The 23,756-nt window shown below is 43.3% G+C and carries 23 protein-coding genes and 1 pseudogene; 9 read left to right on the top strand and 15 right to left on the bottom strand.

All coding sequences use genetic code 11. The features are described from left to right. Nucleotides 1–25: 25 nt before the first annotated feature. On the top strand, nucleotides 26–2,485 hold the full coding sequence (gene plsB / locus Q7674_RS07380) for a glycerol-3-phosphate 1-O-acyltransferase PlsB (RefSeq protein ID WP_023933887.1): 2,460 nt from the start codon (nucleotides 26–28) through the stop codon (nucleotides 2,483–2,485). Nucleotides 2,486–2,552: 67 nt separating this feature from the next. On the opposite strand, the gene ubiA is transcribed toward plsB, so the two are convergent. Both ubiA and Q7674_RS07370 read right to left on the bottom strand, forming a co-directional pair. Continuing rightward, entirely contained in the window at nucleotides 2,553–3,413 is an 861-nt protein-coding gene (ubiA, locus tag Q7674_RS07375; RefSeq protein ID WP_305423429.1) for a 4-hydroxybenzoate octaprenyltransferase, read from the bottom strand. Nucleotides 3,414–3,416: 3 nt separating this feature from the next. Next, on the bottom strand, nucleotides 3,417–3,950 hold the full coding sequence (locus tag Q7674_RS07370; protein ID WP_023933890.1) for a chorismate--pyruvate lyase family protein: 534 nt from the start codon (nucleotides 3,948–3,950) through the stop codon (nucleotides 3,417–3,419). 168 nt (nucleotides 3,951–4,118) lie between these two features. Between Q7674_RS07370 and Q7674_RS07365 the strand changes: the two genes are divergently transcribed. Further along, on the top strand, nucleotides 4,119–4,541 hold the full coding sequence (locus Q7674_RS07365; RefSeq protein WP_052671761.1) for a flagellar basal body-associated protein FliL: 423 nt from the start codon (nucleotides 4,119–4,121) through the stop codon (nucleotides 4,539–4,541). Nucleotides 4,542–4,599: 58 nt separating this feature from the next. On the opposite strand, the gene glpG is transcribed toward Q7674_RS07365, so the two are convergent. The 6 genes from glpG to ftsY form a co-directional block, all read right to left on the bottom strand. Next, entirely contained in the window at nucleotides 4,600–5,442 is an 843-nt protein-coding gene (gene glpG, locus Q7674_RS07360; protein WP_045066001.1) for a rhomboid family intramembrane serine protease GlpG, read from the bottom strand. 80 nt (nucleotides 5,443–5,522) lie between these two features. Next, on the bottom strand, nucleotides 5,523–5,849 hold the full coding sequence (glpE, locus tag Q7674_RS07355; RefSeq protein ID WP_008988219.1) for a thiosulfate sulfurtransferase GlpE: 327 nt from the start codon (nucleotides 5,847–5,849) through the stop codon (nucleotides 5,523–5,525). A 556-nt stretch (nucleotides 5,850–6,405) separates the two neighbouring features. Next, nucleotides 6,406–7,266, bottom strand: coding sequence for an RNA polymerase sigma factor RpoH (gene rpoH / locus Q7674_RS07350; RefSeq protein ID WP_023933893.1), 861 nt, complete (start codon nucleotides 7,264–7,266; stop codon nucleotides 6,406–6,408). 187 nt (nucleotides 7,267–7,453) lie between these two features. Then, entirely contained in the window at nucleotides 7,454–8,386 is a 933-nt protein-coding gene (gene ftsX / locus Q7674_RS07345; RefSeq protein ID WP_318494375.1) for a permease-like cell division protein FtsX, read from the bottom strand. Continuing rightward, nucleotides 8,376–9,044 carry a cell division ATP-binding protein FtsE gene (gene ftsE / locus Q7674_RS07340; protein WP_305423427.1) on the bottom strand — a complete coding sequence of 223 codons (669 nt, stop codon included), beginning with the start codon at nucleotides 9,042–9,044 and terminating at the stop codon, nucleotides 8,376–8,378. The genes ftsX and ftsE overlap by 11 nt, the downstream gene beginning before the upstream one ends. Before the next feature lie 3 nt (nucleotides 9,045–9,047). Beyond that, on the bottom strand, nucleotides 9,048–10,424 hold the full coding sequence (gene ftsY, locus Q7674_RS07335; protein ID WP_305423425.1) for a signal recognition particle-docking protein FtsY: 1,377 nt from the start codon (nucleotides 10,422–10,424) through the stop codon (nucleotides 9,048–9,050). An 84-nt stretch (nucleotides 10,425–10,508) separates the two neighbouring features. Between ftsY and rsmD the strand changes: the two genes are divergently transcribed. Both rsmD and Q7674_RS07325 read left to right on the top strand, forming a co-directional pair. Then, entirely contained in the window at nucleotides 10,509–11,114 is a 606-nt protein-coding gene (gene rsmD / locus Q7674_RS07330; RefSeq protein ID WP_023933901.1) for a 16S rRNA (guanine(966)-N(2))-methyltransferase RsmD, read from the top strand. Continuing rightward, nucleotides 11,111–11,377, top strand: coding sequence for a DUF1145 domain-containing protein (locus Q7674_RS07325; protein WP_305423423.1), 267 nt, complete (start codon nucleotides 11,111–11,113; stop codon nucleotides 11,375–11,377). Before rsmD ends, Q7674_RS07325 begins: the two co-directional genes overlap by 4 nt. A 62-nt stretch (nucleotides 11,378–11,439) precedes the next feature. Here Q7674_RS07325 and Q7674_RS07320 read toward each other — a convergent pair whose 3' ends face one another. From Q7674_RS07320 to Q7674_RS07310, 3 genes are all read right to left on the bottom strand, one after another. Beyond that, on the bottom strand, nucleotides 11,440–11,757 hold the full coding sequence (locus tag Q7674_RS07320) for a putative signal transducing protein (RefSeq protein ID WP_045066005.1): 318 nt from the start codon (nucleotides 11,755–11,757) through the stop codon (nucleotides 11,440–11,442). 25 nt (nucleotides 11,758–11,782) lie between these two features. Then, nucleotides 11,783–12,403 (bottom strand): lysoplasmalogenase, encoded by a 621-nt coding sequence (locus Q7674_RS07315; RefSeq protein WP_045066007.1) that lies wholly within the window; start codon nucleotides 12,401–12,403, stop codon nucleotides 11,783–11,785. 1,000 nt (nucleotides 12,404–13,403) lie between these two features. Continuing rightward, complete coding sequence (locus Q7674_RS07310) at nucleotides 13,404–13,760, bottom strand: hypothetical protein (RefSeq protein WP_045066008.1); 357 nt, start codon at nucleotides 13,758–13,760, stop codon at nucleotides 13,404–13,406. A 190-nt stretch (nucleotides 13,761–13,950) separates the two neighbouring features. Here Q7674_RS07310 and Q7674_RS07305 point away from each other — a divergent pair, with 190 nt between their 5' ends. Further along, nucleotides 13,951–14,283, top strand: a complete 333-nt coding sequence (locus Q7674_RS07305) for a DUF2500 domain-containing protein (protein WP_045068235.1) — start codon at nucleotides 13,951–13,953, stop codon at nucleotides 14,281–14,283. A gap of 31 nt (nucleotides 14,284–14,314) precedes the next feature. Here the strand turns inward: Q7674_RS07305 and Q7674_RS07300 are convergent, their stop codons facing one another. The 3 genes and pseudogenes from Q7674_RS07300 to Q7674_RS07290 all read right to left on the bottom strand — a co-directional run bounded on the left by Q7674_RS07300 (nucleotide 14,315) and on the right by Q7674_RS07290 (nucleotide 17,715). Next, nucleotides 14,315–15,703, bottom strand: a complete 1,389-nt coding sequence (locus Q7674_RS07300) for an IS4 family transposase (RefSeq protein ID WP_305422587.1) — start codon at nucleotides 15,701–15,703, stop codon at nucleotides 14,315–14,317. Nucleotides 15,704–15,828: 125 nt separating this feature from the next. Continuing rightward, a pseudogene (locus Q7674_RS07295) lies at nucleotides 15,829–16,834 on the bottom strand (acyltransferase). Nucleotides 16,835–16,992: 158 nt separating this feature from the next. Further along, entirely contained in the window at nucleotides 16,993–17,715 is a 723-nt protein-coding gene (locus Q7674_RS07290) for an SDR family oxidoreductase (protein WP_023933906.1), read from the bottom strand. A 367-nt stretch (nucleotides 17,716–18,082) separates the two neighbouring features. Between Q7674_RS07290 and Q7674_RS07285 the strand changes: the two genes are divergently transcribed. The 4 genes from Q7674_RS07285 to Q7674_RS07270 all read left to right on the top strand — a co-directional run bounded on the left by Q7674_RS07285 (nucleotide 18,083) and on the right by Q7674_RS07270 (nucleotide 22,363). Then, nucleotides 18,083–19,675, top strand: a complete 1,593-nt coding sequence (locus tag Q7674_RS07285) for an AbgT family transporter (protein WP_305423417.1) — start codon at nucleotides 18,083–18,085, stop codon at nucleotides 19,673–19,675. Nucleotides 19,676–19,786: 111 nt separating this feature from the next. Then, entirely contained in the window at nucleotides 19,787–20,644 is an 858-nt protein-coding gene (locus Q7674_RS07280; RefSeq protein WP_008988232.1) for a LysR family transcriptional regulator, read from the top strand. Nucleotides 20,645–20,745: 101 nt separating this feature from the next. Continuing rightward, nucleotides 20,746–21,630, top strand: coding sequence for a patatin-like phospholipase family protein (locus Q7674_RS07275; protein WP_045066322.1), 885 nt, complete (start codon nucleotides 20,746–20,748; stop codon nucleotides 21,628–21,630). Between the two features lie 256 nt (nucleotides 21,631–21,886). Next, nucleotides 21,887–22,363, top strand: a complete 477-nt coding sequence (locus Q7674_RS07270) for a Dps family protein (RefSeq protein ID WP_045066320.1) — start codon at nucleotides 21,887–21,889, stop codon at nucleotides 22,361–22,363. A gap of 149 nt (nucleotides 22,364–22,512) precedes the next feature. Here the strand turns inward: Q7674_RS07270 and Q7674_RS07265 are convergent, their stop codons facing one another. Next, the gene (locus Q7674_RS07265; RefSeq protein WP_045066318.1) at nucleotides 22,513–23,736 is read right to left on the bottom strand and encodes an EAL and HDOD domain-containing protein; all 1,224 of its coding nucleotides are present in this window, start codon (nucleotides 23,734–23,736) and stop codon (nucleotides 22,513–22,515) included. Nucleotides 23,737–23,756: the final 20 nt, after the last annotated feature.

The following is a 23,756-nucleotide window of genomic DNA, read 5'->3' as shown; positions in this document are numbered from 1 at the left end:
TAAGATTCTGAGGCTCGTTATAAATATGTCACGTTGGCAGAAATTTTATCAACAGTTATTAAAGTTGCCGCTTTCGATACTGGTTAAACCCGCAACTATTCCCTCCGATCCCGTGGCGGATTTGGAGTTAGATTTAGAACGACCTATCGTCTACATCTTACCGTACTGTTCAAACACCGACTTGTTAACGCTACGCAATAGCGCTAAGGCACTAGGCTTGCCTGATCCGCTATCTAAGCTAGAAATTAACGGTCAAAGCTTTCCACGTTTTGTCTTTGTTGCTGAAGGTCCAAGTGTTTTTGGCTCAACGAGTGCGCTGCCTCAAGAGTCAATCGAACTCTTTACTGAGTTACTTGAGCAACACAAACAAGATCCTGAATTAAATGTTCAGCTTATTCCTGCTTCTATATTATGGGGACGTGCACCTGGTAAAGAATCCAAGCGCAAACCCGCATTACGTCCACTTAATGGCCCGGCAAAGTTCTGGGCAATTCTCAGCCATGGTCGTGACTGTTTAGTTCGTTTAAGCACGCCTGTATCACTACGTTACATGGCCGATCATCACGGTACTGATGATGCTATCGCGCAGAAATTAGCACGTGTGGCTAAGATCCATTTCTCTCGCCAGCAGATTGCGGCATCAGGTCCTCGTTTACCTGATCGCCAACAGCTGTTCAAGCGCCTACTTGAATCAAAAGCGATCGATAAAGTCGTACAAGAAGAAGCGATCAGCCGCCAAGTGCCAGTCGAGAAAGTACGCAAAGAAGCCATTGGTATGATGGAAGAAATTGCTGCGGATTTCTCATACCCATTGATCAAAAACGGTGAACGTTTCCTTGGCTGGCTATGGAATAAACTCTACCAAGGCTTAAACATCAAAGGGGCACAACGCGTGCGTCGTTTAGCACAAGATGGTCATGAGATTGTGTATGTGCCTTGTCACCGTAGTCACATGGACTACTTATTGCTTTCTTACGTGCTATACAACGAAGGTTTAGTACCACCGCACATTGCCGCTGGTATTAACTTAAACTTCTTCCCAGCAGGTCCGATTTTCCGCCGTGGTGGTGCGTTCTTTATTCGTCGTAGCTTCCGTGGCGATCGCCTGTACTCAACGGTATTTCGTGAATACTTATCTGAGCTATTTACCAAAGGTTATTCCGTTGAGTACTTCAGTGAAGGTGGTCGTTCTCGTACGGGTCGTCTGCTTCCTGCCAAAACCGGTATGCTTTCAATGACCATTCAAGCGATGCTGCGCGGTCTTAACCGTCCTGTTACGCTTGTGCCTGTGTACATTGGTTACGAGCATGTGATGGAAGTGGGTACCTATGCTAAAGAGCTACAAGGTAAGCGCAAAGAAAAAGAAAATGCCGGACAAGTGCTGCGAACTTTACGTAAATTACGCAATTTAGGCGAAGGTTACGTGAACTTTGGTGAGCCAATTCCACTTAACCAATACCTCAACGATAACGTACCAGAGTGGCACAAAGAGATTAACCCTATCGAGCCACAAAAGCCGACATGGTTAAACCCTGTGGTTAATGACCTAGCCGTTAAAATGATGACGCATATTAACGATGCGGCAGCCACTAACGCCATGACACTGTGTGCCCTTGCGCTGCTCTCATCTCGCCAACGTGCATTGAGTCGTGAAGTACTAGAGCAGCAGATCGAATGCTACCTTGAGCTGCTGCGTAATACCCCATACTCAAGCGAATGTACGACACCAAAAGAAAGTGCTGAGCAGATGATTGATCACGCCATTGCGATGGATAAATTCGTGGTAGAGCGTGATACGTTAGGCGATATTATCTCGCTTGATCGCCAGCAATCGATTCTGATGACCTACTACCGCAATAACATCATTCACTTGTTTGCGTTGCCATCATTGATTGCCCACATCGTGGTACAGCAAGAAAGCCTGACGAACGATGAGATCCATGAGCAAGTAGAGTTACTCTACCCATTCTTGAAAGCAGAGTTATTCTTACGCTTTGATGAAGAGCAACTGAATACTGAGATTGATAAGATCATTGATGAGCTAGTACGTCAGCGTCTACTACTTAATGACGGCATTAATATTTCAATCAATAGCGCACGTATTCGCTCACTACAGCTACTTGCACGTACGATTTCAGAAACCCTGCAACGCTACGCGATCACTTTAACGCTACTGCGTGCTGAGCCTGAAATGGCGAAAGATGACTTAGAGCAACACAGCCAAGTATTAGCACAGCGTCTAAGCCGTCTACACGGTATAAATGCCCCTGAGTTCTTCGACAAAGGTGTATTCAGTAGCTTAGTGAAAACATTACGTAGCGAAGGTTACTTAAACAGTGAATGCCACGCAGTCACTCGCCCGGTTGAGAATTTGGCAAATCTTCTTACATCGCTAGTATCACCAGAAGTGAGTCTCACCATTCAAGCGGTGATGCAGCCTGATGATGATAAAAAAGAAGAACTAACAGCAGAGACACAAGCGTAATTCTCCCTAGTGTTCTGATACAAAAAAAGCGCCTTGAAGGCGCTTTTTTTATTGCTCATTTTCAGTTTTATAAGCAAACACTTAATACAATACCTAAGCAGACAATCATGCCAAAGTAGTTGTTATTCAAAAAGGCACGGAAACAGCTTTCTCGTTGGCGTTCTTTGAGCAACATTTGCTGATAAACAAATAAGCATGATGCTAATAATAAGCACCAGTAGAAAACTTGCCCTAACTGTAACACCATACCAACGGCAATCAATAACCCGAGCGTTGTCAGTTGCAGTACACCAATGATTAATTTATCGAAGCGACCAAATAAAATCGCCGTTGATTTAATACCAACTTTCAAATCATCATCACGATCTACCATCGCATATTGAGTGTCGTAAGCAATCGTCCACAAAATATTTGCCGCAAACAACAACCATGCACTGACCGATAAATTGCCCGCTTGTGCTGCATAGGCCATTGGAATTGACCAACCAAATGCCACACCTAATACCAACTGCGGTAAGTGAGTATAGCGCTTCATAAACGGATAGCTCGATGCTAATAACAGCCCCACCACAGACAACATGATGGTTAATTTATTCATTGTTAGTACCAGCAAAAACGAGACCAGTACTAATAAGAAAAACAGCCCTAATGCTTCACGCTCCGATACCTTTCCCGATGGCATTGGGCGATGCTTAGTACGTTTGACATGACCATCAAAATTACGATCAGCAAAATCGTTGATCACACACCCTGCTGCACGCATAAAAATCACACCGAGCACAAACACCACTAAGACATTGATATTTGGCATCCCATCTGCGGCTAAAAACAGTGCCCATAAGGTTGACCATAACAATAAAAGACTGCCGATTGGGCGGTCAAAACGTGCTAATTGCCAAAACGCTCTGGCCTTGGTCATTTCTAACATGGGTTATTTCCTTGCATAAACTGGTGAGCCATCTAAAAACAATTCCGCCACCAGCAGGGGTTTTTCATTGATCCATAATCGTGAACGACGCGCCCAAATCGGTCGCTCGGGCATACCTAATTTTGCGATTTCCAATGCATCACGACGTGCATTCGAACCATTAAAAACACGATATCCAAGGGGATTGGTGCCAAGCTCTGCGAGATCGCTTTCCTCACCACATAAAATCGAGGTTGGAATTAACGTGCGCGCATAAACCCAAGATTGTTGATCGCCTTGCAACATAACCGTACGCTCAAGGCAATCACTCATGCCAAGCAGTGCTCGCTCAGATAGTGACAACTCACCATTGTTCACTATTTTTTGCTCTAAAACTGTGACCGAGAAAACACGGCAGTGGGCAGCCAAACGGCGAGATAAAGAGTCAGACTCTAATAACCAATGCCCGACTGAGCTTCCTTCTAATGCCCATTCAACGGCGGGATACCATACAGCACCTTCAAGTAACGGACTATATAACTGCTTGAATTCCGACATGTTCTCACTACTTAATCAACGAACTCGTGATCGATAACACTTGGTTGAATGCGGTTAATTTATTAACATAATGATCTGCTATTGTAGCAAGCTGTAACCAGTACGAATATCGTTACTGTGAAAAGATTACACCTGTTTCTCACAAACAACGTGGACAACATAAGTATAATGATGAAATTATCTGCTTTTGCGACAGCACTAACGCTTATCGGCTTGCTTCAAAGCCCCATTGCGGTGGCATCCTCCAGTGAAGACGTCGCCAATCAACCTCAGATCACCTACTACACCTTAGAGCCTGATATCACTACCAACTATGTGACTCAAGGTAAACGACTCGGTTATATCCGCTTGCAAATCGATCTGATGATCAGAGATCAAAAGCACTTAACGGAAATTGAATACCACACCCCACTGATCCGTGACGCTATCATTGAAATTGTGAGTAAGCAGCCAGAAGCGAAAATTAAATCGCTCGCAGGTCGTGAAGAAATTCGTAGAGCTTGCCAAGATCAAGTCAATCGACTACTACTGGCAGAAACCCGTCACCAGCCTGTTGCTGAGCTACTCTTTACCAAGTTCCTTTATCAGTAACATCACTTTGGGTGATATCGTTAAAGCGAACATTGCCGCTTTAACGATATTTCTAGTATTAAGCCTGCCGTGGCGGATTAATTTTTGCGTCAAAAAACGCAATCACACAACCTGTCAATAAGCCAAATAGGTGCGCCATATTCGCAATGGATGTTCCCATCGGTTCAGCAAAACCAATCACCAACCATACCAACATGAAGATCACATAAGAGCGTGCGATCACCAAGCCTCGTTGTGGTGCTAACCAGCCCATCCACCAGATGTAACCCATTAATGCATACACGACACCGGACAAACCACCAAAGTTAGGACCGTCGAGCCAGAACTGACCAAAGCCAGAGACCAGTGAGGATAATAAGAAAATCTGCACCAGTTTAGCTGAGCCACTGTGGCGCTCAATTTGTCCACCTAGCAACCACCACCATAGGCAGTTAAAAATGACATGAATTGGCGAGAAATGCAGAAGCGCATGGGAGAAGTAACGCCATAGCTCCCATTGATCGCCATTCATAAAGGGAAAATGAAGCCATGCAAATAAGGTGCTTTCAAACCCTAACAACCATAGACCATAAATCACTAGCGAAGCGACCATGACCAGTAAGGTAAAAGGCCCCGCTTGGGCTTTGACCATGTTGATCAAACTGGGGTTATTGTAATGGAATTTGGCAGTGCGGCTTTCCGCAACCTGCCATGATGCTGCTTGGTACTTTTTATTGGTAGGATCTTGCAAAAAAGCATTCAGCTCAGCTTCGGCTTCCACCAGATACTGCTCATCTGCCAGCCATAATGCAAATTTACCCTCTGGCTCTGGCGCCATGGAGATCTCAATCCCCCGATAGGCCATATAGTCGATAAAAGCTTGGGCTTGTCGAGGGTTATAGAATCCCGCTAAGCGATACATAATGATGACCTTATCTGTCAGAAAAAATGTCTAAACCAAGATCTATCATTATCTCACGTGAGATACCATCATAAAGCAGTTTATGCTTGGATCATCGGCAATGCCGCACGACGCCATGCTTCAAAACCACCATCTAAGCTATAAACATTCTCATAGCCTTGATTGATCAAATATTGCGCCGCACCTTGGCTACTAATACCGTGATAACACATCACGATCACGGGTTGTTCAAACTCCACCTCATCCATCCAGCTCACCATAGTGTCATTGGTTAAATGAAAAGCTTGCTCGGGATGCGCTAACGCGAACGACTGGGGATCACGAATATCAACTAACACCGCTTGGCTGTCTGCCTGCTGCAGTAATTCGTAAGCTTGTTCTACTGAAATGTGCTGAAACTGTTCCATGAATTTCCTTTGACTGACTTTAGATTATCTCTCTATCGATCCTTACTGTTTTTATTATCAGATCGACAGAGGTAAACACAGGATCCTTTTAACACGATCCTGACGCTTGAATCACGCTTTCGCGCCAACCGAGCCATTATACCTCAGCTTATGATGAATATATTCCATCAGAAAATTACGGTTTATCCACATTTTCCGAAGCGAGTAACAAAACAACTTTCAAGCGAAGACAAGGGCTTGCCGTCGATCTTACCCACAACATGAACACAAAGTAATCATCTGTGGAAAAGTCTGTGAATTGCGTTGATAATGTGTTTTGTTAAAAAAGGATCCACTATATGTAGATCGGATCCGATCATAAACTGTGGATAAGATATTCTTTAATACACAGAGATACTCACAATAGTGACGGTTATCTCATTCTTTTCAATATACTAGCGAGCTGTTATTACTCGCTTCTCACTATCCTAAGTTACTCACCGATTTGCAGGATCTTCAGGCACAAAAAAACCGACACTCAGGTCGGCTTTTCTCATTGCTAAATTGCGATCATGGATCAATAAAAATCGCCCACGGCATCTTTTAGCTTTTTCATCGCATTTTTTTCTAGCTGACGAATACGCTCAGCAGACACGCCATAGTTATCCGCTAAATCCTGTAAGGTTGACTTATCATCGTCTAACCAGCGTGAACGAACAATGTGTTGGCTACGCTCATCAAGGCTGGCTAATGCTTGTGATAAACGATTATTAGCATGGTTTTCCCAGTTATTCTCTTCGTAGGTCAGTGCCACATCAGAGCTTTTATCTTCTAGGAAATATGCTGGTGCCATTGGTGCTGCATCACGATCGTCATCATCGTTCTGCATTTCAAAGGTCGGATCTTGCGCCGCTAAGCGCGATTCCATTTCTCGTACTTCTTCAGGCTCAACACCTAGTTGCTCGGCAACCATGTTAACTTCTTCGTTGTTGAACCAACCTAAACGTTTTTTCGACTTACGTAGGTTGAAGAATAATTTACGCTGGGCTTTGGTGGTCGCTACTTTCACAATACGCCAGTTACGTAGTACGTATTCGTGAATTTCCGCTTTGATCCAATGCACTGCAAATGAAACCAAGCGAACCCCAACTTCAGGATTAAAACGTTTCACCGCTTTCATTAAACCAATATTGCCTTCTTGAATAAGATCAGCAATCGGCAGGCCGTAACCAGAATAACCTCGAGCAATATGCACAACGAAGCGCAGATGCGACATTACCAATGCTTTCGCAGCGTTAATATCATCATCGTAATGCAGACGTTCAGCTAACTCTTTCTCACGTTCTGGCGTGAGCATTGGATAACGGTTTACGGTCTGAATATAACTATCCAAACTGTCCGTTGATACCAGAGCCATTGCAGACATCTCTTTTGACATTCAAAGACCTCGCGTGTTTTGTACTATTTTTGTTCTATCGTAACGATAAATAAACGCCAACTTACGTTACGTGAACCTGCAATAATGCCTGTAAACATAGTCCAATTGCAAGCCGAAGCACAAATGAATATGAATTACAGGCATCATTAATCAATAAAGCTGTATCGAAACTGATATAAACGACAATTTACACCGGTTCGATCTCCTTTAGGTGACGTCCAGCAGACAATCTTGCTGCTAGTAAGCCTAAAAACGCTGCTAGCATAACCATTATTAAGCTTTCATCCCAGCCCAATCCGATCATTCTAAAATTGCTGCCATAGAGGTTGGCAAGCTTCGCTACCGCTTCATCAAGCAGCAATGTCACCACTGCCGTTAAGATCCACGCAATCACAGCGGCAATTAAGCCATACCAAACACCGACATAAAGATAAGGACGTAGGATGTAACTGTCTGTTGCACCCACCATCTTCATCACTTGGATTTCATCTTTATGACTTAGTACTTGTAGGCGCAGGGTATTACCCACAATCAAAAATACCGCAAATAGCATCAAGCCAGACATTAGCATTGCCAGCGTAATCGCTAGATCTTGAATCGCCGCTAAACGTTGTAGCCAATCGCTATCTAAACGCACTTCATTCACCAGTGGCTCTTTGCCTAGCTTGTCAGCAAGTGCGCGGGCTTGTACATCGCTCTGCCAATCAGGAGCGGGTTTAACAATGATCACCGCTGGAAGTGGATTATCTTTAGCGTCAAACAGGCTCAGTGCTTTTTCAAAACCACCATGAGAACGAAACTCTTCTAATCCTTGCGCCGCTGAAATGTATCGAACACTTTCCGTCTCAGGCCACTTTTTAATGCTGTCAGCAAAGGCTTCACCGTCACTATCACTGACTTTGTTATTCAGATATACGGTGATTTGGCTTGGGTTTTGCCAAGAATCAGCCACTACAGTGATGTTCTTTGCCATTAGGTAGAAGGTACACGGTAGCGTAAGAGCAAAGGCCAATACCGCTAGGGTTAAAAAGTTACCTAATGGGCGACGGAACATATCTTTTAGCGCAGCCCCACCTTGCTGGCGATGAATCGCAAAGAAACTAGTCGATTTACGCGCCATGACTCAACTCCCTTAGGTTTCCTTTTTGTAGATCAAAGCGACGATAATCTCGGCTCGCTAATAATGACGTATCGTGGGTTGCCATTAATACGGTTACCCCAACACGGTTAAATTCTTCAAACAAGCGCAACACTTGCTGTGATAGATCTGGGTCTAAGTTATAGGTTGGCTCATCGGCAAGCAGTAACATAGGTTTGTTCACAACAGCGCGGGCGATACCCACACGCTGTTGCTCACCACCGGAAAGTTGGATTGGCAAACACTTGGCTTTATCCAACAATCCGACTTTATCAAGCGCCGCACAAACACGACGCTTGATGTCATTTTCCGGCACTTGCTCAACACGTAATGGCAATGCAACGTTGTCGTACACACTGCGATCCATCAGTAGCTTGTGATCTTGGAAAATGATGCCGATATTTCGGCGCAGAAATGGGATCTGCTTATTGGGTAAACGCGTGATGTCATGACCGTTAAACCAGATCTGACCATCACTTGGGCGTTCTAAAGCACAAATTAATTTCAGCAGGGTACTTTTACCGGCACCTGAGTGATCGGTTAAAAAAGCCATGTCTGCTGGACGTAGATGGAAATCTACTTTCTGTAGGGCTTGCCTACCGCCACGATAAGCTTTACTTACCTGCTGAAATCGAATCACGCTTTATTCCTCATCGCTAAATAACGCTTCAATAAACTCATCTGCTGCAAATGGACGGAGATCATCAATGCCCTCTCCGATACCGATGTAACGAATAGGAATATTAAACTGATCTGCAATAGCGAAAATTACGCCACCTTTTGCTGTGCCGTCCAATTTGGTGATCGTGATCCCCGATACCGGAGCCACATCACTGAACAACTTAGCTTGGCTGATCGCATTTTGGTAGGTGCCCGCATCAACGGTTAGCATAATTTCATGAGGGGCATCGATATCCACCTTCTTCATTACGCGAACAATCTTACGTAGCTCTTCCATTAGGTTGCCTTTGTTTTGCAAGCGACCTGCGGTATCGGCAATAACTACATCAATGTTCTTCGCTTTTGCCGATTCAATAGCATCGAAGATCACTGAAGCACTATCAGCACCAGTATGTTGCGCTACAACAGGAACGTGGTTACGCTCACCCCATACTTGCAACTGTTCAACAGCCGCCGCACGGAATGTATCACCTGCTGCCAACATGACGGATTTACCTTCAGATTGGAATTGCTTCGCTAGCTTACCGATAGTGGTAGTTTTACCGACACCATTAACGCCTACCATTAAGATGACATACGGCTTCTTGCTAGTATCAACAACCAAAGGTTGCTCTACTTTACTTAGCATGTCTGCCAATTCATCTTTTAGTAAACCATAGAGGGCTTCGCCGTCTTTAAGTTCCTTTCGAGATGCTTTATCGGTCAGATTTTCGATAATTTTCAGCGTGGTATCCATGCCGACATCTGCAATCAATAGCTGCTCTTCCAGCTCTTCAAACAGTTCATCATCGATTTTCTTGCCACTAAATAGACCGAAGAAACCTGCACCAAAATTGGTCTTGGTTTTCTTTAAACCACGCATTAAGCGGGCAAAGAACCCTTCCGATTTTGGTTTTTCTTGCTCAACAGGCTTGGCTTCTACGTCTTCAGGGGCTGCTTCACTTTCAACCTCTGTTGGCGCAGTTAACTCTGCCTCGTCTTCTTTTGCATCTTTACTTGGTGCTGATGGCTCAAGCTCTGATGAGACTTCTGGCGCTTCCGTTACCGTTTCTTCAACAACGTGTGTTTTTTCAGCGTCATTTACTTGCAACGTCTCTGCCAATTCGACATCATCGGTCTTAGCAATCTTCTCTTGCTCTGTTGCAGCTAAGTCGTCAGTTTGAACATCTTCATTATGCTCAACTTTCGCTGTTGCCTCGTCAGAGGAATGTGTTGATTCAGGGCTTTCTGTAGCCCCATCGACTACTGATTGTTCAGTAGTTTGTTCCTTTTGAGCATCGTTATCTTCAGAGCCAAATCCGAGCCATGAAAATAATCCGCGTTTCTTTTTTTCTGCCATTGGCGAATCCTAGCGCTTGATTGGTACAATTTGCAGCCTAAAAACAGGTGTATACTATCATTTTCTCAACGGTCAAAAAAATCTATGACGCAGCGTAGACAACAAACAACTCGCAAACCACAAAATAATCGTCCTGGCGGGTTCGTTCGCATCATTAGCGGACAATGGCGTGGACGCAAATTACCCGTTCATGATGTCGAAGGACTACGTCCGACCACAGACCGTGTAAAAGAAACACTTTTCAACTGGTTAGCGCAAGACATTTATCAATCTAAATGCCTTGATCTGTTCGCTGGTAGCGGCGGTTTAAGTTTTGAAGCTCTTTCTCGTGGTGCAGAAAGCGTCACGATGCTTGAACTCGACAAAAAAGCTGCCAATCAATTGGAGCAAAATTTAAAAACCGTTGGTGCAACAAATGCGACAGTGGTTAATGGTGACAGCTTAGCATTTCTGTCACAACCAGGCAGTGCACATGATTTAATCTTTATTGATCCTCCTTTTAGAAAAGATCTTATTCAAGACGTGATCACAGCATTGGAAAACAACGGCTGGCTTGCTCCCCATGCAATGATTTATATTGAAGCCGAAAAGGAATTAGGCAACCTGACAACGCCAAGCCATTGGCACCTGCACCGTGAAAAAACAGCAGGACAGGTTTGCTATCGCTTATTTGCTAGAGAGGAACCATGAAGGCATTAATACTTATCGCTAAGCTGGTCATTGCTTTTGTTTGGCTGGTGCTATTGATAAATATTGTTCACCCATTCCCTGGCGTGGCAGCCATGGCGTTATATATCATGACCGCGTTCTTGTTTATGATGCACGGTCTACAAATGCTTATTTTTATCGGCGCATTTGGCGATAAAATTAATATGTCCGGTTGGGAGAAGTGGTCGATACTTATCTTTGGTATCTTTGCCCTACTCGATATCCGTCGTAAGCACATGATGTGACATAGAATAAAACAAAAAAGCGAACTCACAAGTTCGCTTTTTTATTGTCTTGTAACTGAACGTTAATGCTGGTCGCGATCACATTGGCAATTCCAACACAATTCAAACTGCCCCTGATTCACTTCACCACACTGACTACAACACCAATCGTGATAATCATTACGTTTGTAATCACTCACAATCACTTGTGCTCGCTGCCATTGCCACGGTGAAACCCACACCTTCACTTCGACCACATTTGCAGGCAGCTCACCAATTGCAGCGCCTAAGGCCTCTCCTGTTAAGCGCGTTTTGACCCCTTCGCTTTCTAATAACCCTTTAACACTGTGCGCCTCAAGGCTATTACTTGCGCTATATATACATTGCCATTGCTCAGACATAAGTACTCCTCAAATGACACTTTCGCTACAGCGCAAGCACTGATCCCACAAACAGCCCTTGAGCAATAAAGTATGTCGACATAATTATCGCCGTTGAAGCGGTAAATTCCTGTTTAAATCGATTAATCGCTAATGTTAGATCAGATAAGACAAACAACACGGCGCCTACCATAGCTAACAGTGCCGCTTGGCTGTGAGATAACAACCAAAATTGCCCGGCTGTATATGCCATCAGTATAATCACACCCATATATAACGCGACAGGAATTTGTAACTTACCCAAGTAAGGCAACAATAATAAAAATACCACGACACCCACTGCGATGCAGAGCGCGAGTAGCCACCAGCCGACATGCCCCTGCCATTGGCTCACAAAAGCAACGCTATAAACAACGTGCGCGAGGAAAAAACTGATTAAACCCGCAATAAACCGATCTTGCGGCAACATCAGATAAATATCCCCCAATACCGATAGACATAGCCCAACGATGATCGCCCAATAATAGAAGCTTGGGACCCCGCTCCATAAGCAAGCTACCACCATCAAAATAACCGTTAATGGCTTACTGACGTAGAACAACCAGCGAGGTCCGAGATATGCTGCCATGATATGAAGCACAGCCAACAAAATAATACATAACCACATAAGTGCCGATTACATCCCTTCTAATAGCTCTTGTAACAGTGACTAAATATCATAGCCTTTGTTATCTCAATAATCGGAAATTCTTTACTCTGAGATCACAAAGCCTAAAAAAACTGACATAGAGAACAGCAAAACAATGCAAAGCAAACGTTTCCCATTCTTAGAGCATTATTTTCTTCTATTTTAATAAAGATACGAACAAAGCATGAACTTACCCGCCTCTCTCTTCACATAACCAAAGCCACAAATATCAATTAATAAACAATACGTTATAGAAAACTAATTACTATCTTCAAAGAACAAACAAGAAAGTATTCGCCCATGGAATGAAAAGTTTTATCTAAAAACCTGCTTTTTCTAGATAAAAGAAGAATATAGAGAAAGGGTTTGATTGAATTTCGTTATAAAAAGAGAAATGAACAACAAGGTTATTATTGATAAAGCGATATATTCATACCATAAGACCAATAAGCTTAGTTTTACCAATAAAATGAAAAACAAAATCAACCCAAACTAAAAACAACAACACAACACCAATAAAAACAAAAGGTTAAATAAGTAAAATATAAAATCAACAAAATATTACATTATGAAAAAATAAGAAAAACACTGTTTATTTGGCTATTCGAGGCTTTTATCTTGATAGAAAAATGTTTTTATCTTTATTTTCAAGGCTTGATGTTGCCTAATTGGTAAAAAAAATGTTATTCTTTTTGTCAAGATAAAACGTTAACAAAAAAAAGGATGACAATATGTTCACTTCTTCTCAAAAACAAGGACTTATGATGATTGCTGTAGTTGTTGGCCTAATGACACTACCGATTCTCTACTAAAAGATTTTCCCAACTCGAAAAAATAGCGCCTTCTGGCGCCATTTTTTTATCTGCTTCACACCCCAGCCTAAATTGCACCAAATAACATCAATATCTCTGTTTTAGCGCAAAATAAAACCCGACGCATTGCTACATCGGGCTTAGATAAAAATAGAGTAATTTAGCACTTAGAGCTTAATATGATGCCAATTCACGGTATAAAACCATATTGCGGCTAACGTGAAACCACACAGTAATGTAATTGCCACGCCCCACACGAGACGACTACTGCGCGGTGCTAACTCCTTTTCACACCAATTACACAGCTGAATGAACTCATCACTCGAATCAACTCGACCATCTGACGATGTAAATTGTTTATTGAGTTCAGCGACCTTTTCTAGCTTCACTAACACGTCATGGGGTAAACGATCTTCACAACTGCCAATCAATTGCTGAAGATCAGAACCTTTGGCGTGATAATGGTGACGTAATAAATCTTCAATACGTCTTGAACGATCAATTACTTGCTCAATATCGACCATGAGCCCACTCCTTGTTGATGCCTCATATTTACCTTACAACTAAAGTGCCAATATGCAAGATAGCTTACGTAAAGTTATCTTATTTTTGTTACGGTTAGATCACGCTTTTCTACCCATTGATTAGTGATATCCCCCTGATTGTGAATAATAACCAGCAAGACTGTCTTTCATCTTTCAAGGAGTAAGCCTTATGCCAACAGGGATCATTGTGGCAATTTGCATTCTATTTATCTTCTCATTTGGCTATTTCATTTTTAGCTATCGTCGCCATACATTAGGGCTTGATGCGCCAGAGCGAAAACTGGATGTCATGATCCTTGATAAACAAAGCAACAAAGTCATCGGCGCTCATCCAGGTGAAGAAGATGAAGAATATTGGATTTACGTTGAGCCTATCGCTGGCGGTCCTAAACGTGAATTTATGGTGGGTATCCATTATTACCACGCCCTAAACCCGGGCGATAAAGGTACCATGACTTATCGTGGTCACCAGTTCATGCATTTTGCGCTAAAGCGTGATTAATCATTAGGCCTGACAGTGTCCTGTCTCTTGATCACAAGTCATTGTGTTCAAGAGACTTAGCTAGTTCATATCCTTCAAGGATGGTTTGTAACCTAAACCATCCTTGCCATAATGTCTTTACAGAAGCGCGACCCGTCCGCTTGGTATCTTTCCAACCACCTAACCGTGCAATACTTTTGTAAGCCCACGATATATTTGGTGCTTCTTTGGGCAGCTTTTTCTTCTCCAATTTTAACCACATAAGCTTCCACGCTTTACCTTTTAACACCCGTTCACAACAGCTACTAGATAACTCTTTAGATTCGTTCATAAATCTTAACTGGAGTAAACGAGTAGCAATAAATGCCAAAATAACACTGAGCCTTTCTAAGTTATCTTTACTTTGCATTCTCAGTTGTTCAACTTGCGTGCCTTCACTTTTCCAAACCTTGTGAAAATCTTCTATCAGCCAACGACGCTCATAATAACTGACGATGTTAAGTGCTTCCTCTTTGTTCGTTACAGGCTCTGATGTCAGTAAATGCCATGCGAGCTTGTCGTCACTCTCACCTTGCTCTATACATCCAACATAGTAGAGAGAGATATTATCGAACTCTTTTTTATTAGCGGGAGACTTAAGTGTCACGGGAGCATATTTGATGTCTAGATGAGCCGTGCGGGACTTACGACCGCCTTTTTGCGGTATTTTTAGCTCTTTGCTTCCTGCTGATAACAACTTGGAAGCGTAGTCATAAAGACGATTATCATGCTCCTCGATACAGCGACTTTGCATTGAGCGAACGATAAATCGTTGTTGTTGCTCGTGCTTGTAAGTGAGGTACTCGAATAAATCGGCTTCTCTATCACATACAGAAATAACCTCTGACATTTTCTCGCCTAGTCGCTCTGCAACATGGCGAGATGCTTGTTCCCATTTATAACTTTCTTTTTCTTTGTATGGTCGAGTTGCATGCTGGTGTCTTTGACCACGTTTTTCAATATCTCGGGTCCAGCGTTGTTGTTCGATTAAACCAACTACAGTGTGAGTTTCGGGAGCAAAAAGCAACGTTGAATGAACGAACATTGCTCGGTGTCGATTACCTTGATTGGAATGCCCGAGTGTATCTTGTATGCTGTGATGTGAGTAACTTAGAGAAGTGGTATCTTCCAATGCAAGCAGTGTTTGTTGTTCAAAAGCTTCTTGTGCTGTGACATAGAATCCAGCTTCTGCAATATCTTCTGCTTTGATTTGGTCATTACGAATAAAGCGATAAGCCCCTTCCATATCGGCTGGGGAGATGATGAGTTTTGAGATAGGGATACCAGGTTGTTCAGCCAGAGAGGTAGCTAGAGCAACGAGTCTTTGAGTGCGTCTTGGGTCATTAAGATCGGCTTGACCGAATTGTTTTTGAGCCCAAAGAGTTGGTTCTATATAGGTCATCATAATCATCCTTATCATTGCTTAGATGATCAGATCATGAAACATAAAATTAGTTCAAAAAAATCCCCAAGCATTGGCTTAGGGATTTGTGTATAAGAGACAGGACAGTGTCAGGCTTTTTCTATTTATGGCACCAACCATGCTGTTTTGGTACTGCGGCTTAATAGCCAACTGGTCGCAAAGGCTAAACCACCCGCCACCAGCGTCCAGAAAGGAATGGCGATAAGTGGATTTGCAAAGTACCAATCGTAATTACGCACTGTAGCATAAAAAGATCGGATGGAGCAAATAGATCCCCAAGCTATGACGGCTAATAACTGATAATCTTTCACGGCTTGTATCACCCAATTTATCACTAATATAACGACATAAAACAAACACGCCAGCAGCAGCAATTGCAGTATTGATTGTCTTATAAGATAACCAACGCCCGATTTTATATTCGCCAGCCGTTAAACTATGGCTCACAACCCTATAATCAGTGATCAACAGTGCAACTATGGCTAATGGGATCAACAATACCATTGGCGGCCAGTGATATTTATACAAGCAATAACCCAAGATCAAATAGCCACTGTAAAGCAAGTAAGTCTCGCTCCATAGCCCATCAATATGGAATAAGTACGAAGCGGTGATCACCAACCATACCATGACCACACCTTTGACTTGCCCCGGCTCCATACGTTGAATTGCCCATTGGTAGAAAGGCACAATTAAGTACAACGGAATAAAATAATAGAAGAAACCCAGGTGATAATAGGTTTCATGAAAAGGCATGTCAGTCAGGAGCTTCCAACTGGTCGCAAAGTTGGTGCCTGAAGCGGAAAACGCAGAGAAGAACGCATAAAACACTGACCACACCACAAACGGGATCAGCACTTTACCAACCCGACGTTTTAAATAGTAACGCCCTTCAAAAGGACGCTCATCACTGAGCATTAAGGCCCCAGTGATCATAATAAATACCTGCACCGCCCAACGGCTAAAACTGTTAAAGGTGATCGCAGTGATCCACTCCCAATCAGGTATTTGTCCTAATTGTTCCCGATAAGGACCTAAAACATGGATCACCACGACTGCAACGGCAGCAACTACCCGCAGCAGATCAAAATACCAAACCTTTTCTCTCATCACCTTTCCCTCTGATACAAAAAAGAGGAATTATCGACATCATTGATATCAATAACTCCTCTTTAAATATAACAGGGGATCAATAACATGTATTGAGTAAGCGTGGTGCTTTTAACATTACTGACAGCACACTGACATGCTAACCCCAGTTAATAAACTTATGGTTGTTGGCGAGTTGCTGCCAATACGATTTCGCGGATACATAAGTTTTGTGGCTGGTTATAAGCGTAGCTAATCGCATTCGCTATATCTTGAGGTGCAATCACACCGCCCATGCCTTCTTTCCACTCTTCGTAACCTGCTTTAATCTCATCGCTGGTAGTGTGGCTAAGTAGCTCAGTTTCTACTGCGCCCGGCGCGATAGTAATAAAGCGAACGTTATCATCAGCCACTTCTTCACGAATGTTTTCAGTGATCGCATGCACCGCAAATTTAGTACCACAGTATGCAGCATGGCTAGGGAATGTCTTACGACCAGCAATTGAGCTGATGTTAATTACAGTACCGTGTTTACGTGACTTCATACCAGATAACACAGCATGAATACCATTCAACATACCCATCACGTTAACGTTGAACATGCTCTGCCATTCTGCTGGATCTTGCTCATCAGCTAAACCAAGTAGCATGATGCCTGCGTTGTTAATCAAACAATCCACAGGGCCAAACTTCGCTTCTGCTTCTTCAATCGCTGCTTTTACCGCTGCAACATCAGTGATGTCTACTTGGCGACATAAGGTGTTAGGTAAGTTCATTGCTTCCATGCGTTCTACACGACGCGCAAGTAATAATAATGGGTAGCCTTCAGCTGACAGTTGACGCGCTGTCGCTTCACCAATACCTGAACTTGCACCTGTAATAACAACTAATGATTTAGACATAAGACTTTCCTACTTTGGTAATTCGAAAAATATTCAACAGGCCTGCATGTTGTTGATGTATCCACTATAGGTCGGATTGATAGAAGTGAAAAATATCGATTTCTTAGGTTTATCATCAAAAAAAGCTATGGATAGCTCTCTGTATCATTGGTTTATCTAATCACATCAGCAGTCACTTTCATTATCCCTACCATCAAGATTTAACAACTAATCAATAATTTTGTATTTGGTTATTTTTAAAGCGTTATAAAGCATACATTTACATTTGGACACAATTTAACATTGATTTCACATTAAACATCAAGATAACATCTTGCTTACAAAAGCAGTACCCATTGATGGGATTAAAACTATAACGGAGGTAGTGATGCACTCATCGGCTTCACAACAACAGCAACCTAAAAAGACGCTCTTTACGCGTTTTCTCGATACTGTGGAATGGTTAGGTAACCTATTACCGCACCCAATTACCCTCTTTGCTATTTTCTGTATCGCGATCTTAGTCGCTTCTGGCATTGCTTGTTACTTTGGCGTTTCTGTTACCGATCCACGCCCAGAAGGTGCAGCAGGTCGTGCCGCGGACGGTATGATCCATGTGGTCAGCCTACTTAACGCTGAAGGTCTACAACTTATCGTGGCAAACCTAGTGAAAAACTTCACTGGCTTTGCACCACTAGGTACGGTGCTGGTTGCTATGCTAGGTGTGGCGATTGCAGAACATTCTGGTCTATTATCTTCTGCGATGCGTGGTTTGGTAATGGGCGCGTCTCGTCGCATGGTAACGCTGGTTGTGGTATTTGCCGGTATTATCTCTAACACTGCCTCTGAGCTTGGCTACGTAGTACTTATTCCACTTGCAGCAATGCTATTCCACTCGCTAGGTCGTCACCCATTAGCAGGTCTTGCTGCCGCTTTTGCTGGTGTATCAGGTGGTTACAGTGCTAACTTACTACTAGGTACAGTTGATCCACTGCTATCGGGTATTACCCAAACTGCAGCACAAATGATCGATCCTAACTACATTGTTGGCCCAGAAGTGAACTGGTACTTCATGTTTGCTTCAACCTTTGCTATCACCATCATGGGTGCATTCGTTACTGAGAAAATCGTTGAGCCGAAACTCGGCAAATACGACGCTTCTGAAGCCAGTGATGATTTAAGCCAAGATAAAATGGGCAAACTGACTGCGCTTGAAAAGAAAGGTTTGAAAGCGGCTGGTCTTGCAGCCCTCGCTGTTGCAGCACTACTAGCACTGACGATTGTGCCTGCTGACGGTATTCTACGTAACCCACAAACTGGTTTAGTGGCAGGCTCTCCGTTCCTTAAAGGTATCGTGGCATTTATCTTCGTGTTCTTCGCAATTCCAGGCTTTGTTTACGGTAAAGTCGTTGGCACGATGAAGAACGACCGTGATGTGATCAACGCGATGTCAGTGTCGATGTCATCAATGGGTATGTACATTGTACTGGTGTTCTTCGCAGCACAATTCGTGGCGTTCTTTAAATGGACGAACTTCGGTCAAGTATTCGCAGTTGGTGGTGCAGACTTCCTACAATCGATTGGTCTAACTGCTCCAGCGCTGTTCTTCGCCTTCATCTTAATGTGTGGCTTTATCAACCTTATGATTGGTTCAGCATCAGCACAGTGGGCAGTAACTGCACCTATCTTTATTCCAATGCTAATGCTGGTAGGCTACGCGCCTGAAACGATCCAAGCGGCGTACCGTATCGGTGACTCAGTAACCAATATCATTACTCCAATGATGAGCTACTTCGGTATGATCCTAGCTGTAGCCACTCGTTACCAGAAGAACCTAGGTCTAGGTACGTTGATCTCAACCATGCTGCCATACTCGATTGTATTCGTGATTGGTTGGAGCATCATGTTCTATGTGTGGGTGTTCGTACTGGGTATCCCAGTAGGTCCTGGCGCTAATACTTACTATAACATCGCAGGTTAATCACCTCTCCCATTTAGCCGGACATGATGTCCGGCTTTTTTACGTCTATTTCCCGCTAAATCCTATTGCTGTGATAACCTGCTCACTTAGCATCATAGAAGGTTACTTACGATGGATTTACGACTACTACGCTTTTTCATTGCGGTTTATGAAGAGAAAAATATTACCCTTGCCGCTGAGCGCTGCTTTGTGTCTCAACCGTCGATTTCCAACGGTATCAAACAGCTAGAGCAAGAGCTGAATACCGTCCTGTTTTTGCGCCATAAAAAAGGGGTCGATGTTACCGATGAAGCTCATTACTTATATCCATTAGCGATCCGTTTACTCAATGACGTAAATACCCTACCGCAATTGTTCCAACAGCGTACTGAGCGATTACCACTGACCTTGGCAAACTTCCCCGATCTCAGCCAAAGCCAGCTGGCGAAAGTGTTTGCGACCTTACACCACAACATTGCCAACTTATCGCTCGAATTGGTTGATCATGACAAGCCAGCAGATGCGCGCTTAACCCTCGATATGTTCAAGGCTGAAGATGAGATCTTTTTGCCGCTATGGGATGAAGACTATGTGCTGTGCATGTTGCCCGATCACCCACTTGCGAGCTTAACATCTGTCACCCCTGAGCAATTACACCAACATGATTTTATTGAGTGCCCGCCTTGCGAAGCCCACCAGCAAACCATAGGACTACTGGCATGTGATGGCCTATCAGTAAACTTAGTGGCAAAGGCAGAGCATAAAACCCAAGTCATGCACTTGGTTCAAGCAGGGCTTGGCATTTCGTTTCTCCCGACTGGCGTGCTAGAAAGTGCCAATCAATTGGTGACGGTACCGCTAGAAGGACCACGCATGTTCCGCCGTTTAGGGCTGTGCTATCCCGCCAGTAAAACCTTAAACCCAGCCCTTTCTGAGTGTATTAAGGTACTGAGTCAAAGCGTGACCGCAACACCAGCAGAAAAAGGTTAAGTTTTTCCTATCACACTGATAAGAAAAACCGACTGTAACTGTTGCCTAGCTAGTTTTATTCTTGTGACATCGGTCACTTAATTCTAGTTATGGGTAGTTTTATGAGCACAGCAGAAAATTCACGAGCACTGGTTGTTGAAGGCGGTGCAATGCGCGGTATTTTCGCTAGTGGTGTATTAGATGCCTTTCTCGATCATAACTACTTAGACTTTGATTTTGCGATTGGTGTATCTGCAGGGGCAACCAATTTAATTGGCTACCTGTGTGGTAACTACGGTCGTAGTCATAAAATCATTACCGAGTATTCCCGTGATCCTGAGTTTATTAACTTCTCACGTTTTACTCACGGCGGTCATCTGACTGACATTGATTGGCTATGGCGCACCAGCACTCGCCATTTACCGCTTAACTTGTACAAGTACGAGCAACGCCAAATTCCTTTATTTGCCACTACAACAAATCTAGAAACGGGCGAAGCGGAATACATTGAAGTGACACGCAATAACCTGACACCAGTGATGGAAGCCACTTGCGCCTTACCCATTGCTTATCGCCATAACCCTACTATTAATGGCGTAGCAATGAGTGATGGCGGTGTCGCAGATTCGATCCCTGTGATTGAAGCCTACCGCCGCGGCGCCCGTGATATTACTGTCGTGCTATCAAAACCTTTAGGCTTTCATAAACCTGAAACTAAGGTGTCTTGGTTAATTAAATCCATGTTCCATGATCACCCTGCATTTGCTGATGCGGTGATCAAGCGTGCACAACGCTATAACGCCGCACTTGATTTTATTAATCACCCACCGAAAGATTGTAAGATCACCGTGATTGCCCCTAATAACGATTTTCAAGTGGGTCGTTTAACTCGTAATCTCGATAAACTTGAGCATGGCTATGCGATGGGTAAAGACGCAGGTAACCGTATTTGCGGTGTAACACCTTGTTATGGCGATAACTGCCACGGCGATTTAATCGCAGCCTAATAATAAAGACTTATTAAAGCCATCTGACAATTGCCGAATCCTGTCAGGTGGCTTTTTCTTATCTGCAATTGAGCAAACGGCTTATATCAATCAATAGCACCAGACCAATAACACTACCGATTAAATAGCTAAAACCTATTGGTTTAATAGAACCTAACAGTTATACCTATCACCAAAGATTACCTATACTGGCTCCATCAACGTAAAGGCAGCGTCCTTTATCTAACAGATTTATCGAATGAGTGAGGAAAGCAGTATGACTAGCGAAATGAATTTAATTGGTCTTGATACCCAAAAAGCACAAGCTTTGGCTGCAGACCTCAATAAACTCTTAGCTGATTACCAAGTGCTTTACATGAATACCCGTGGTTACCACTGGAACATTAAAGGCCAACAATTTTTTGAACTTCATGTGAAGTTTGAAGAGATTTACACCGATCTTCAGCTAAAAATCGATGAACTTGCAGAGCGTATCTTAACTTTAGGCTTCACCCCAGATCACAGCTTTAGCAGTTACCTAGCCGCAAGCGATATCAAAGAGCATCGCAATGCAACAGAAGGTACTGAATGTGTTGAAGGCTTAGTGAATGGCTTTAGTATTTTACTTCGCTTAGAGCGCCAAATTTTGGCAGAAGCGGGTGATGCTAACGATGAAGGTACCGCTGCATTGATGGGTGATTACATTCGTGAGCAAGAAAAATTGCTATGGATGCTTAACGCTTACCGTCAATAAGTTGCAATAACAAATCCTAAAGCAGGTATGAATTTAGTCAGATCATACCTAGCTCTTTTCGCATCGTAGCCTCGGTGCGGAGCCCTCTGACTCACACTTATAACATTACGATTCCTATTCGGGGGCGAGACTACATAGCCCCCATTTTTTTAGCGTTTTAAGTTCACCGCCGTACACTTATCTGCCCACTCGACGGCTGCTAAGTAGCTCTCGTGTACCACTTCTTCTTTGATACCTAATACCTGACAGCAAATCGACACTCGCGTCCAATCTGCTGTACAAAATGCATCAACCACATCCAGTAGCAAACCTAAACGCCCATTGCGCTGTAACAGTGCCGATTTAATCTCCGGTTGTAGCTGGATCATATCAAGCAAGCTATCTAACGAGTTATCAAGCAGTGCATCTAACAGTGAGAACATGCCAGCTAAAAACGCCTGCTCGGAGCGTAATCCAACGCCCCCTTTGGTCACCATTAATTCACACATCTTTGCGCGTAATAATGACAACGAGTAAAGCTCTTTGGGCTTCTCTAATGCCGCATGTGCTGTTGCCACCACCCCGATAAATAGCCGTAAATTATCTTCACCTAAATACACCAAGGCTTGGCGAAATGAGCTAATCGGTGTGCGAAGACGTTTCGTGACGGTATTAACGTAGCGCAGCAATAAATACGATAAAGACACATCACGGCTGACGATGTTTTCAATTCGAGTAAAGTCGACCGGATCATGGGCAATTTCATGCAATAGTTGCACCGTGGTAAGCTCTGATGGTGCCACTTTACGGCTTTTCAGCACTTCAGGTTTACTAAAGAAATAGCCTTGGAAGAGGTGGAAACCTGCCGCTTGCGCTTTTGTGTAATCCTCATAAGTCTCAACTTTTTCAGCTAAGAATTTAGCTTTTAAATGCTGATTATCAAGCACATATTGGCATGACGCTTCAACGCCCAGCGCCAGTAAATCTAATTTAATTACCGAAATATAAGGCAGGAATCGATGCCACTCTGGGCAGCAATCAAAATCATCAAGGGCAAATACATAGCCTTTTTGATGAAGATGTTTTACCGCCTGCAATAATTCATCGCTAGGGCTACAGCTTTCAAGAATTTCAATCACTACCTTATCTTTGGGTAGTAACAGTGGCATTAATTCAATCAAGCAATGATCAGGAAAGTTAATGAAATTACGCTGTCCCTTGTAGGAACGGTTATCCCCGATAGCCATGTAGTTTTCCATGACTAAACGGCATGTCGCTTCATTAGCATCGATATTAGGGAAAGCATTGCTTTCACCATCTCGAAATAATAGTTCGTAGCCAATCGTCTGCTGTTTACGATTAAAAATAGGCTGACAAGCAACATAGGAATACATTAACCCTTTCCTCTAGTTAT

The sequence above is a fragment of the Photobacterium leiognathi genome, assembly GCF_030685535.1.
Classification (GTDB): domain Bacteria; phylum Pseudomonadota; class Gammaproteobacteria; order Enterobacterales; family Vibrionaceae; genus Photobacterium; species Photobacterium leiognathi.
The sequence above is the reverse complement of the archived record's forward strand: the minus strand, read 5'-3'. Positions and strand labels throughout refer to the sequence as shown.

What these genes read in the sequence shown, in the direction of transcription:
- plsB (WP_023933887.1), top strand. Translation starts at nt 26, where the DNA reads ATGTCACGTTGGCAGAAATTTTATCAACAGTTATTAAAGTTGCCGCTT.
- ubiA (WP_305423429.1), bottom strand. Translation starts at nt 3,413, where the DNA reads ATGTTAGAAATGACCAAGGCCAGAGCGTTTTGGCAATTAGCACGTTTT.
- Q7674_RS07370 (WP_023933890.1), bottom strand. Translation starts at nt 3,950, where the DNA reads ATGTCGGAATTCAAGCAGTTATATAGTCCGTTACTTGAAGGTGCTGTA.
- Q7674_RS07365 (WP_052671761.1), top strand. Translation starts at nt 4,119, where the DNA reads ATGATGAAATTATCTGCTTTTGCGACAGCACTAACGCTTATCGGCTTG.
- glpG (WP_045066001.1), bottom strand. Translation starts at nt 5,442, where the DNA reads ATGTATCGCTTAGCGGGATTCTATAACCCTCGACAAGCCCAAGCTTTT.
- glpE (WP_008988219.1), bottom strand. Translation starts at nt 5,849, where the DNA reads ATGGAACAGTTTCAGCACATTTCAGTAGAACAAGCTTACGAATTACTG.
- rpoH (WP_023933893.1), bottom strand. Translation starts at nt 7,266, where the DNA reads ATGTCAAAAGAGATGTCTGCAATGGCTCTGGTATCAACGGACAGTTTG.
- ftsX (WP_318494375.1), bottom strand. Translation starts at nt 8,386, where the DNA reads ATGGCGCGTAAATCGACTAGTTTCTTTGCGATTCATCGCCAGCAAGGT.
- ftsY (WP_305423425.1), bottom strand. Translation starts at nt 10,424, where the DNA reads ATGGCAGAAAAAAAGAAACGCGGATTATTTTCATGGCTCGGATTTGGC.
- rsmD (WP_023933901.1), top strand. Translation starts at nt 10,509, where the DNA reads ATGACGCAGCGTAGACAACAAACAACTCGCAAACCACAAAATAATCGT.
- Q7674_RS07325 (WP_305423423.1), top strand. Translation starts at nt 11,111, where the DNA reads ATGAAGGCATTAATACTTATCGCTAAGCTGGTCATTGCTTTTGTTTGG.
- Q7674_RS07320 (WP_045066005.1), bottom strand. Translation starts at nt 11,757, where the DNA reads ATGTCTGAGCAATGGCAATGTATATATAGCGCAAGTAATAGCCTTGAG.
- Q7674_RS07315 (WP_045066007.1), bottom strand. Translation starts at nt 12,403, where the DNA reads ATGTGGTTATGTATTATTTTGTTGGCTGTGCTTCATATCATGGCAGCA.
- Q7674_RS07310 (WP_045066008.1), bottom strand. Translation starts at nt 13,760, where the DNA reads ATGGTCGATATTGAGCAAGTAATTGATCGTTCAAGACGTATTGAAGAT.
- Q7674_RS07305 (WP_045068235.1), top strand. Translation starts at nt 13,951, where the DNA reads ATGCCAACAGGGATCATTGTGGCAATTTGCATTCTATTTATCTTCTCA.
- Q7674_RS07300 (WP_305422587.1), bottom strand. Translation starts at nt 15,703, where the DNA reads ATGACCTATATAGAACCAACTCTTTGGGCTCAAAAACAATTCGGTCAA.
- Q7674_RS07290 (WP_023933906.1), bottom strand. Translation starts at nt 17,715, where the DNA reads ATGTCTAAATCATTAGTTGTTATTACAGGTGCAAGTTCAGGTATTGGT.
- Q7674_RS07285 (WP_305423417.1), top strand. Translation starts at nt 18,083, where the DNA reads ATGCACTCATCGGCTTCACAACAACAGCAACCTAAAAAGACGCTCTTT.
- Q7674_RS07280 (WP_008988232.1), top strand. Translation starts at nt 19,787, where the DNA reads ATGGATTTACGACTACTACGCTTTTTCATTGCGGTTTATGAAGAGAAA.
- Q7674_RS07275 (WP_045066322.1), top strand. Translation starts at nt 20,746, where the DNA reads ATGAGCACAGCAGAAAATTCACGAGCACTGGTTGTTGAAGGCGGTGCA.
- Q7674_RS07270 (WP_045066320.1), top strand. Translation starts at nt 21,887, where the DNA reads ATGACTAGCGAAATGAATTTAATTGGTCTTGATACCCAAAAAGCACAA.
- Q7674_RS07265 (WP_045066318.1), bottom strand. Translation starts at nt 23,736, where the DNA reads ATGTATTCCTATGTTGCTTGTCAGCCTATTTTTAATCGTAAACAGCAG.